The following is a 9889-nucleotide window of genomic DNA, read 5'->3' as shown; positions in this document are numbered from 1 at the left end:
CATCAGAACCGGCGCCGGCCACAGCCACAGCACCAAACACAAGATCGACTCGCTGCCCTCATGAATGACCGGGGCTAACGTTCGGGAGCAGCGCACCCGAGGGGAGACGGTCGATGACCCGGACGATTGCAGCGCTCGCGGATCGGCTGCTCGAGCTCGCATCACCCCGCTCCGAGGCGGTCGCCGTGTGCCGACCCCCGTGCTCGAACATCTACATCTGCTGCCGCTACTCGACCTTCCGGTTCAGGTGGTACGCGTGCAACAGCTCCTGCGATTGCTGGTGGGGCGACGAATGCTGACCCCGGCACGTCACAGGTGCAGCCACCGCTCGCGGTAGACGTCGCGGGCGGCGAGGCTCAGGGCGATCTCGTCGATCAGCGGGTCGAAGAACGCTTTGCGGTAGCGCTCATCGGTTGTCTTCGACGCGGTGAAGTACAGCCCGGAGAAGGCGGCCAGGAACAGCGAGACCTGGAAGAGCGCGTTGCTCACCGGGAACGGTGCGCCGAACAACGTGGCATCTGCCGGCTGCGATGCCATGAGATAGGCCCGCCTGCACGCCCGGGGTGATCATGAGAATGCCGAACAGGATGAAGAACAGGAACACCACCACGACAAACGCGACGACCTGCACCGCCTGGGCGAGGAAGAGCACCAGCACTACGTTGACCCGCTCCGATAGGGACAGCCGCGTGTGACGGACGACGACCGTCGTCCCGCCGAGAGGGGTCTCCTGCACCCGGGCCAGCAGGTTGGCCCGAGCTCGGGACGCCGCGCGCATGGCGGGTATCTCGTCCGAGAACGACGTGGCCATGAACCCGACAGCCAACGCGGCCAGGAACCCCACCACGGTCCACAGCCGTTGGCGGCCAAGCGCATCGGCCGCCTGCCACAGCTCGGCGGTGAAGAACGCGAACATCACGACCAACAACAGCAGCGGCAGCACCCGCGATGCCATGGTGCCGATGCTGCTGATCTGCTGCGCCGCCTTGCGGATCGCCCAGATCAGGATGGCTCCGACACCGAGGCGCGTCAGGAGCAGCAACGCCGAGACCCCCACGATGGCGGTCACGAAGCCGGGCCAGTAGGAAGCCTGCCCGGCGGCGGTGAGGGCAGCGGGAACGAGCGTGACGACGAGCGCTGCGACAACACCGCCTGCGACGAGCTGCACCGCGGCGGACCGCCCGCGAAACGCTCTGCGGGTCAATTTGGCGGCCACGATCGGCAGGCCGAGGTACACCGCCGCCAGCAGCAGGAGGACGACCAGGTAGAGCAGCAGCGTGAGGACCCGCTCGTCTGCAGCAAAATCGGTGAACCGGACACCCTCGTCATCGACGGAGCTAGCCGGCTCCGACAGAACCGGCCCCACAACGATGTCGAGCAAGATGTACACGGCCAGGAAGACCAACGTCGGCACCGTCCTCGGGATCAGCGCCCGGCCCCGCGCCGAACCGCGGACGACGAACGGCAGACCGCGGCTGCGGAACCACGCTTCGGCCTCCTCACGCTGCACGTCGATCGTCAAGGCCCGTTCCCCCCGGATATGCGCGGCTCGTTCTCGGGCAACAACGTGCAGCGGAGTGCTTGCACGGCGATTTCACCCACGTCTCATTTAGCCGGCTCTCGGAACTGACCAGTCGCTACGGACGTGGTTGCCAAGCCGGTTCGAGCTCGTCGAGTGCGACTCGAACATCGCGCAATCGGGCGACCAGATCGTGTGCGCTTCCCCGATACAGCGGGCCGCCACCATCGGCGATCAACACTCTGAGATTCGCCACACCGCGCGCCGACACCGTCCCACCCGCTACCAGCCGGCCGTGCGGCCCGCGCGGCCGTCGACACGCAAACTTGCCCATCGTTTTGCCAACCTGCACGGGCCCGCGGGCGTGCAAGTTGGCAAAACGGTGGGGAACTTCGGTGGGTGGGCGGCGGCGCGGCCGGATCTCCCCACCGTTTGGGCACTTGCGCGCTCTGCGGCCGCGCAGGTGCACAAAACGGTGGGGAAGTTCGACGGGCTGTGGCGCGGTGGAGCTGTGCTGCGGCGGGTTTCTGGAAGGTGGCTATGCGCGGTCGAGCACGTCCGCGGTGGTGGCGCGCAGCTGCGCGAGCTGCGGGGTGGCACCCCGAACCGAGACGAGCACGTCGATCGCAGCCAGCAGGTGTCGCAGGGCGATCCGGTCCTCGTCGACCGGCGCATCCGTTTCGAACTGCTCCAACAGCCGTGCGAATTCAGCAACGACCATCTCGCACAGCTGCGCCGCCCGGGCGGGCTCGCCCAGGCGCAGTGCGCAGCGCGCGAGTCGAGCATGACCCGCCCCACCAGCGCCGGCGACTGCCCCAGCACCCGGGTCGTGATCCGCCCGGCGAGCTCGTACGCGCCGTCCTCGAACGACGACTCCCCCAGCCAGGCGAAACGCTCGGCGATCACCCGTGCTGCCGCTGCCAGCACCACGCCATCGGCCCAGTCGCGAGAGCCCGCAATCGCATACGGCGCCGACCCGAGAGCGGCGATGCGCGCCTCGGCCGCCGTCGAGACGCTCGTCGCCGCCTGGATCATCAGCCGCCGCTGAACGGCGGGCTCCCCGACGAACGCCACGCACGATCGCACCACCTCCAACGCCACGACCACGTCGGTGGTCCCCCGCGTGGCCTCCCCGGCCTGCGCCGCCTCCACCACGGCGAACGCCGCCGCGGACTGCTCCGGCGTGGCCATCGGCTCCGGCGCGGGGACCGGCAGGCCACGAGCCCGCTGGTAGGAGACCCAGGCGACCGGGTCCCGCACCCGATCGGGCTCGTTCGCCGCGTTCCCGGAAGCCGCGCGTACAACACCGCCGGGAACGCAGTCGACGGCGAGCCGAGCATCGTCGAACGACAGCGCGAACCGCTCGGTCAGCACACCCAGCACTTCCGGCCACGCCGTCCCGGCCGACTGCGCAGCGGCAACGTACTCGACCAGCGACACCACCGACTCGCCCCGGGCCAGGACGAGCGACAGGTCATCGGAGAATTCCACCCGCGAACCCTATGGCATCGACTCACTACCGTCGATTTGGTTGACACCGGACAGGAAGTGGACAGACATCGACCGGCAATCGACAAGCAACTGGACAGCTACACTTCTTGCGCGACCGTGCCCACACCACAAAATGAGCATTGAGTCCATATCGGCAACCACCGGGTGTGAACAATTGGCCGAGTGAGCGTGGTGGTGATCGTCGTTCGGTTACCGGGGTGAACCGGGCATACAGGGGGACGGGGACGGGCCATGGTCGCGGCCGTGACGATCTTGGCTCTTGCGCAGGTCGGTGGGCTGGCCGGGGTGCTGGTCGTGCGCGTCACGGTGCAGGGTGCGCAACGCGTACCGGCTCGCGTCGGCGGCCTCGCGGTCGTCAAGAAGGCCCGGCCGGCACCGGCCAGCTGAAGTGAAAAGCCTCACATTGATCACTGCTCGTACCGAATATACGTTCATGCCGTGAACAGAATGGTTGCACGCATCGCCGATGCCTTGCTCCAGCGATTGGCCCCGACCGGCGTGGCGTCAGCAGACTTCTGGTACTGGAAGTTCTGCTACTGCGTCGACACGGTGAAGTACTCCCAGCGCTGCTTCTACGACGACACCGTACAAGACGAGCGCTGCTTCGGCGGTTGCAAGGTCCACCCGACGGAGTTCTGCCGCAAGGGCGAGGCCTGACCAGGATCACCGGAGATCGGACCCGTCGCCGAACGGTTCAAGCACCCGGCCGGTGACCTCGCAGACTGGGTGCGTCCTCGCAGAGCGCAGACACTCTGCGAGGACGCAACGGGCTCCGTGAGGCCACCATCGGACCTACGGAGCGGAGACCTTCGAGCTGTTCTCGTAGGATACGGCTCTGATCAGATGCGCCCGACGGCGTCGGGTACGGTTCCCCAGAATACTGCTCGGGGGGATGACGTCGTGCGTGTCGGCCGGTTCGACCTGGTGGACCTGTTGAGTGCGGGCCCGACTGCCAGCACTTTCCTCGGCCGCACCGCGGCAGGGTTGTTGGCCGCGGTGACGGTCCCGCACGACACCTTTCAGAGCAACCGGGAAATTCGCGTCGAGGTTGCCGCCGCGCTCGACGAAGCACGACGGATCCGCGCGCCGTGGGTCTTGGCGGTTCTTGATGCCGACGTCGACAACGACCGCATTTGGTGGGCCACCGAGTACCTCGCCGGGCCCGATCTCGGATCGCACGTCCACAGCCACGGCCCGCTCTCCGAGCACATGCTCGTCGTCATGGCCAGCCGGATGGCCGATGCTCTTGCCGGCATCGAGGCGACCGGCGGAACACACAAGCACCTGACCGAAGCGAGCATCGTGCTCGCCGATGACGGCCCTTATCTGACCGACATCGTCGATGCGGCGCTCGCTCGCCATGGATCCCCGGTCACGAGTTCGCTCTCCCATCCGGCGAGTACTGCTTCCACACAAGCTCCTTCGGACGTGCTCGCCCTGGCCAGGGTGCTGCTGTTCGCCGCTTCGGGCCGACATCTGCCCGTCGACCAGGCCACCCAGGAGCAGTTCCTGCGAGAGCTTCCCGCGCCACTGCGCGAGCACATCACACACTGCCTCGCAGCGGACCCGGCTGATCGTCCGAGCGCTCGAACGCTTTCCAGCAAGCTCGCAGCGCTGCCCGCCTCACCTCGCCCCGCCGATGAGCCTCGCCCCACCGAAGAGACAGCACCGCCGGAACCTCCGGAAAGCGCTCCCGACGTACCACCGACCGCTCGATGGCGACCGAACCGCGAGCAGATCATCGGCGGTCTTCTCGCTTGTGTCACCGCTGCGGTCGTCCTGGCGATCATGGTCCCGGGCCTGAACGGGGCGCCGAAATCCCCACGGTGGCCGTCGCCGCCGACCACGACAGCGCCGGGCCCGCTGCCTCCGGACGGCCCGGGGGCACAACAGATCAGCTTGATCCGCGGCATCGACACGTTACCCCGGTGGATAGTTCGCTCCCCCGACGGTGCAACGATCTTCGTACCAGGCGATCGCGACTACGCCGTCGCCATCGATGCCACGAAGAACTCAATTGTCGGGAGGTTTCACCTGGCCGTCAACATCGATACGATTCCGGCCGTTTCCGCCGACAGCCAGCGCCTTTACACGGTCCAGGAGAGCTTTCAGAGCTACGCGGTCCAGGAGGGCTATCGGTTCACGAACCAGCTCCTCGTCGTCGATGCGAAGACCTACCAGCAGATCGACGCGATCGATGTCCCGAATTACGGGAAGGCTGTTGCCATCTCCGCTGACGGCCGTCGGGCGTACATCGCCGTCTCCACCGATGCTCTCGGGCACGGCGTCGACGTCATCGACCTCACCAGGCGGAAGCTGGTCACCAGAATACCCTTGCAAATCGTGTCGTCCGGGCCCATGACGTTCAGCCCGGACGGGCGCTACCTCTACGTCCCGGGCTACGAGAGCGTCGTGATCGACACGACCACCAACAGCAAGGTCACCTTCGTCACCGAACCGCCGCCCTCCGGGCATAGGACGCATTCCATCGGATACACCACGTTCTCCGCCGACGGACGCTTCGGTTTTCAGCATCGCAACGACAGAATCGTGATCGTCGACGGCCACACCATGGCCTACAAGCAAACCGTCGTCCCGAACCTGGAGGGCGCGCTCTCGGCGGGCAAGCGGGGCAGCATCAGCGACATCGCCGCATCGCCGAGCGGGCGTCACCTGTTCCTCGCCGTCCAGGAATCAGGGCAGCCGCGGGAGAGCACCATAGCGGTTCTCGACGCCGTGACGCATCGGCTGCTGGACTCCATCGAGCTGAGCAGCCCGGCGGACGACGTGGTCATCTCGGCGGACGGCCATACGCTCTACGCACCTGCATCCGACGGGACCGGAACAGTCATGGTCATCGACGTCGGCAAGTTTCCCTGAGTGACCGTCGACAACGACGTTATGGCTGTTTGTTAGCGCTCACATCAGCCATTTCGTCGTTGTCGACGGTGTTGCGTCACCCCCGGCCGCCGGCCTCCGCGAGCACGCGCATGAAGGCCCGGGACCACTCGGGCAGGTCGGGCCACCCGCGGCACGAGACCATCGCACCGTCGACGACGTCCGGGGCGTCCACGAACGTCGCACCGGCGAATTCGAGGTCCGCCCGCAGCGGCGGGAAGCCCGCGGTCCGGCGGCCGCGGAGCAGCCCGAGGGCCGCGGGTACCTGCGCGCCGTGGCAGATCGTGCCGACCGGTAGGTCCAGGTCGAAGAAGTGGCGCACGATGCTGGGCACGGCGGGGTCGGTGCGGATGTACTCCGGTGCCCGGCCGCCCGGGATCACCAGGGCGTGGTAGTCCTCCGGCCGGACGTCCGCGAAGGCGATGTCGACGGCCAGCTGGTGGCCGGGTTTCTCCGTGTAGGCGTCCCAGCCGGGTTCGAAGTCGTGCACCACGAGCTTGATCGGCCTCGTGGTGGGCGCCGCCACGATGGCGGCGTGGCCGGCCTCCCGGATCCGGAACACGGGGTACATGCAGTCCAGCTCCTCGGCGGCATCTCCCGCCAACACCAGGACCCTGGCCATCGTCCGTCCTCTCTATCCCTTGAAAGCGCCGTCGAGGATGCCGGCGACCATCCGGCGACCGACGATCACGAACAGCACGAGCAGCGGCAGCGTGGCGAGGAACGAGCCGGCCATCGCGAGCCCGAGGTCGACCGTGAGCTGGGTCTGCAGGGCCTTGATCGCGATCTGCGCCGTGAAGCGCTCCGGCGATTTCAGCACGATGAAAGGCCAGAGGAAGTCGTTCCACGCCGCCACGAAGCCGAACAGGCCGAGCACGAACGCCGCGGGCCGCACGATCGGGAACGCGATGCGCCAGAAGATCTGCCAGGTGCTCGCGCCGTCGATCCGGGCGGCCTGCATCAGCTCGTCGCTGATCGTCGCCGCGATGTGCTGGCGCATCCAGAAGATCCCGAACGCGCTCGCGAGCCCCGGTACCGTCACCGCCTGCAGGGTGTCCACCCACCCCAGCGAAGAGATGATCATGTACTGCGGGATGATCCCGAGCTGCACCGGCACCGTCATCGTGAGCACGACCAGCAGGAACAGCCCGTAGCTGCCGCGGAAGCGCAGCTTCGCGAACGCGAACCCGGCGAGCGAGCACAGCACCGCCTGACCGACGCCGATGGTCGTGGCCACGATCAGGCTGTTGAGGATCGACTGCAGGAACGGCACCGTCGTCAGCACCAGCTCGGTGAGCTGGAAGAAGTTCGCGCCGGGCACGATCTCGGGCGGCATCTCGTACGCGGTGGCCGAGTCGGTCGAGGCGACGACGAACATCCAGTAGAGCGGGAACAGCGAGCCGAACGCGGCGGCGCCCAGCAGCAGGTAGTTCCACCACCGCACACGACCGATCCCACCTCCACGGCGGCGTCCGCTCGGCCGCGGCGCACCGGTCAGCGTCGCGCCGATCTCCCCACCGGTCGTCGTGTCGGTCATGGCACCTCCCCGCGGATCCGGCTGGACAGCAGGTAGTTGACGGCGGCGACCACCACGATCATCACGAACAGCGCGACGCCGATCGCGGCGCCGTAGCCGAACTCGTACTGGCCGAAGCCCTGCTCGTACAGGAACAGGGTGAGCGTCTGGCACTGTCGCACCGGGCCGCAGGTGATGTTGTTCGTGCGCGACAGGAGCAGGGGCTCGGTGAAGATCTGCAGGCCGCCGATCGTCGACGTGACGACCGTGAAGATGATCACCGGTCGCAGCGACGGGATCGTGATGTGGCGGAACTGCGCCCACCCGCCCGCGCCGTCGATGGCCGCCGCCTCGTAGATGTCACGCGGGATCGCCTGCAGCGACGCCAGGTATAGCAGGGTCGTGTAGCCGAACCAACGCCACGCGACCATCACAGCGAGCATGACGTGGCTGCCCCACACGGTCTGGGCGAAGTCGATCGACCCGACCCCGACCAGCCCCAACAACCAGTTCAGCAGGCCGTAGTCGCGGTCGAACAGCTGCGCGAAGACGATCGCGGTGGCCGCCACCGAGGTGATGTAGGGCACCAGGATCGACATGCGGAAGAACAGCGCGAACCGCAGCCGCGCACGGTTGAGGACGTGCGCCAGCAGCAGCGCGACCAACAGCTGCGGGACCGTCGAGAGCAGCCAGATGCTGATCGTGTTGGCCGTCGCGTTCCAGAACCGCGCGTCCGCGAGCATCCGGGTGAAGTTGTCGAGCCCGATGAACGTCTGGTCGCCGATCGGGTTCCAGTCGAACAGCGCGATGTAGAACGTGAACAGGAACGGCGCGAGCCCGAACACCCCGAAGAGCAGGAAGAACGGTGCGATGTAGGCGTAGGGAGCGATGCGCTCCCGCAGCGGGATCAGCACCCGGGCAGCCCCACGCGAGATCCGGGTCGGGGTCGGCCGGGTGGGCAGGGTCGCCGTCATGCGCCCTCCCCACCGCGGCCCGCCACCACGCAATGCATCGCCACTACTTCCCGATGGCCGTGCGGATGTTGCGCACGGCGTCGTCCCAGGCGGTTGCCGGGTTGCCCGAACCCTGCTCGACGTTCACGAGAGCGTTGAGGAACTCCTGACCGATCGCGCCGGTGTCCGGTCCCATGCGGAACGGCTTCAGCCCCAGCACGGCCTCCGTGTAGATCTTCCCGGTCGGCGCCCCGGAGAAGAACGGGTCGGCCTTGCCCGTGAGGCGCGGGTCGGTGTAGACGGACGGCGTGGTCGGCAGGGCGCCGACCTCGAGGAAGTGCTCGAGCTGGCGTTGCGGGGACTGCATCTCCTTGATGTAGGCCCACGCGGCCGCCGGGTTCTGGGCTCGGGCCGGAATGGCCAGGTAGCTCCCGCCCCAGTTCCCGGCGCCTCCTGGGATCGTCGCGACGTCCCACTTGCCCGCGGTGTCGGGCGCGCCCCTGCGGATCTGGCCGAGCAGCCACGACGGCGCCGAGACGACCGCGAAGTCACCGCGGGGAAGGGCGGCGTTCCACCCTTCCTTCCCGAAGGACTGCTTGGCCGAGATGTTCGCGTCGAGCGCCTTCAGCGCCAGGTCGAAGGCAGCCTTGACCTCCGGGTTCCGGTCGTAGATCGGGTTGCCGGCGTCGTCGTAGTACTTCTGGGAGACCTGGTTGACGGCCTGGAAGAACACGCTGGTCGGGATGTTGTCGACGAACGGCTTGCCCGTCGCGGCCGTGTACCGCTTCCCGGTCTCGATGAACCCGTCCCACGTCGACCAGAGCTTCGAGACGGACTCGCGGTCGGCGGGCAGGCCGGCCGCGGCGAAGAGGTCGGCGCGGTAGGCGACCCCCAGGCCACCGACGTCCGTCGGCACCCCGATGATCTGGCCGTCCTTCGCCTCCGCCTGCTTCATCACCCAGTCCAGGTAATCGCCCTTGATCTGGTCGGCGCCGAGCGTTCGCAGGTCCTGGAAGTTCTGCGGCTGCTGGACGAACTTGGGCAGGTCGTCGCCCTGGATGAGGACCAGGTCGGGCACCTTGCCACCGGCGAGCGCGGTGGTGAGCGCCTGCGCGGTCTCGGTGGTGCTGCCGACCTCGGTCAGCTTGACCTGGATGTCGGGATGGAGCTGCCGGTAGGCGTCGACGTCGCGCTTCTGGTCGATGCCGCTGAACGACCAGAACTCGAACGCCTTCGGATCACCGCCGCCCCCGGAGCCGGATCCCGGCGAGCACGCGCTCGTCATTGCGAGCACCGCTGCGGCAAGCAGCACGAGCGCTGGACTGGTGCGGAGTTTCACGACGATGTGCCCCCTGCTTCGAAACTTCTCGCAAACTCGACGCCTTCGCCATCACTATGCGCAGTGCAGGTTGGCGAAGTGGCGGCCACGGTATAACGTCAAACCTCAATTGGGAAGCTCCCCCGACCAAAGACTTTGCTCGAAAACTTTTC

10 protein-coding genes are annotated in these 9889 nt (G+C 67.4%); 4 read left to right on the top strand and 6 right to left on the bottom strand.

Annotated elements, in window-relative coordinates:
• Positions 1-309: 309 nt before the first annotated feature.
• Together LL648_RS40950 and LL648_RS40945 are read right to left on the bottom strand one after the other, a co-directional pair.
• Positions 310-489 (bottom strand): hypothetical protein, encoded by a 180-nt coding sequence (locus LL648_RS40950; RefSeq protein WP_232668369.1) that lies wholly within the window; start codon positions 487-489, stop codon positions 310-312.
• A complete protein-coding gene (locus tag LL648_RS40945) occupies positions 407-1522 on the bottom strand; it encodes a hypothetical protein (protein ID WP_232668368.1) in 1116 nt (371 codons plus the stop codon). Before LL648_RS40945 ends, LL648_RS40950 begins: the two co-directional genes overlap by 83 nt.
• Positions 1523-1649: 127 nt before the next feature.
• Between LL648_RS40945 and LL648_RS40940 the strand changes: the two genes are divergently transcribed.
• From LL648_RS40940 to LL648_RS40925, 4 genes are all read left to right on the top strand, one after another.
• A complete protein-coding gene (locus LL648_RS40940) occupies positions 1650-2567 on the top strand; it encodes a hypothetical protein (RefSeq protein ID WP_232668367.1) in 918 nt (305 codons plus the stop codon).
• A gap of 707 nt (positions 2568-3274) precedes the next feature.
• A complete protein-coding gene (locus LL648_RS40935) occupies positions 3275-3418 on the top strand; it encodes a hypothetical protein (protein WP_232668366.1) in 144 nt (47 codons plus the stop codon).
• Between the two features lie 51 nt (positions 3419-3469).
• Entirely contained in the window at positions 3470-3688 is a 219-nt protein-coding gene (locus LL648_RS40930; RefSeq protein WP_232668365.1) for a hypothetical protein, read from the top strand.
• A gap of 243 nt (positions 3689-3931) precedes the next feature.
• A complete protein-coding gene (locus LL648_RS40925; RefSeq protein WP_232668364.1) occupies positions 3932-5911 on the top strand; it encodes a hypothetical protein in 1980 nt (659 codons plus the stop codon).
• A gap of 76 nt (positions 5912-5987) precedes the next feature.
• On the opposite strand, the gene LL648_RS40920 is transcribed toward LL648_RS40925, so the two are convergent.
• The 4 genes from LL648_RS40920 to LL648_RS40905 are packed head-to-tail and all read right to left on the bottom strand — an operon-like array spanning position 5988 to position 9683.
• Entirely contained in the window at positions 5988-6551 is a 564-nt protein-coding gene (locus LL648_RS40920; RefSeq protein ID WP_232668363.1) for a DJ-1/PfpI family protein, read from the bottom strand.
• A gap of 12 nt (positions 6552-6563) precedes the next feature.
• Positions 6564-7466, bottom strand: a complete 903-nt coding sequence (locus tag LL648_RS40915; RefSeq protein WP_232668362.1) for a carbohydrate ABC transporter permease — start codon at positions 7464-7466, stop codon at positions 6564-6566.
• Positions 7463-8419 carry a carbohydrate ABC transporter permease gene (locus LL648_RS40910; RefSeq protein WP_232668361.1) on the bottom strand — a complete coding sequence of 319 codons (957 nt, stop codon included), beginning with the start codon at positions 8417-8419 and terminating at the stop codon, positions 7463-7465. Before LL648_RS40910 ends, LL648_RS40915 begins: the two co-directional genes overlap by 4 nt.
• Before the next feature lie 43 nt (positions 8420-8462).
• A complete protein-coding gene (locus tag LL648_RS40905) occupies positions 8463-9683 on the bottom strand; it encodes an ABC transporter substrate-binding protein (protein WP_232668360.1) in 1221 nt (406 codons plus the stop codon).
• Positions 9684-9889 lie beyond the last annotated feature (206 nt).

The organism is Pseudonocardia sp. TRM90224 (assembly GCF_021245725.1).
In the GTDB taxonomy this organism is placed as follows: Bacteria; Actinomycetota; Actinomycetes; order Mycobacteriales; family Pseudonocardiaceae; genus Pseudonocardia.
The sequence above is the reverse complement of the archived record's forward strand: the minus strand, read 5'-3'. Positions and strand labels throughout refer to the sequence as shown.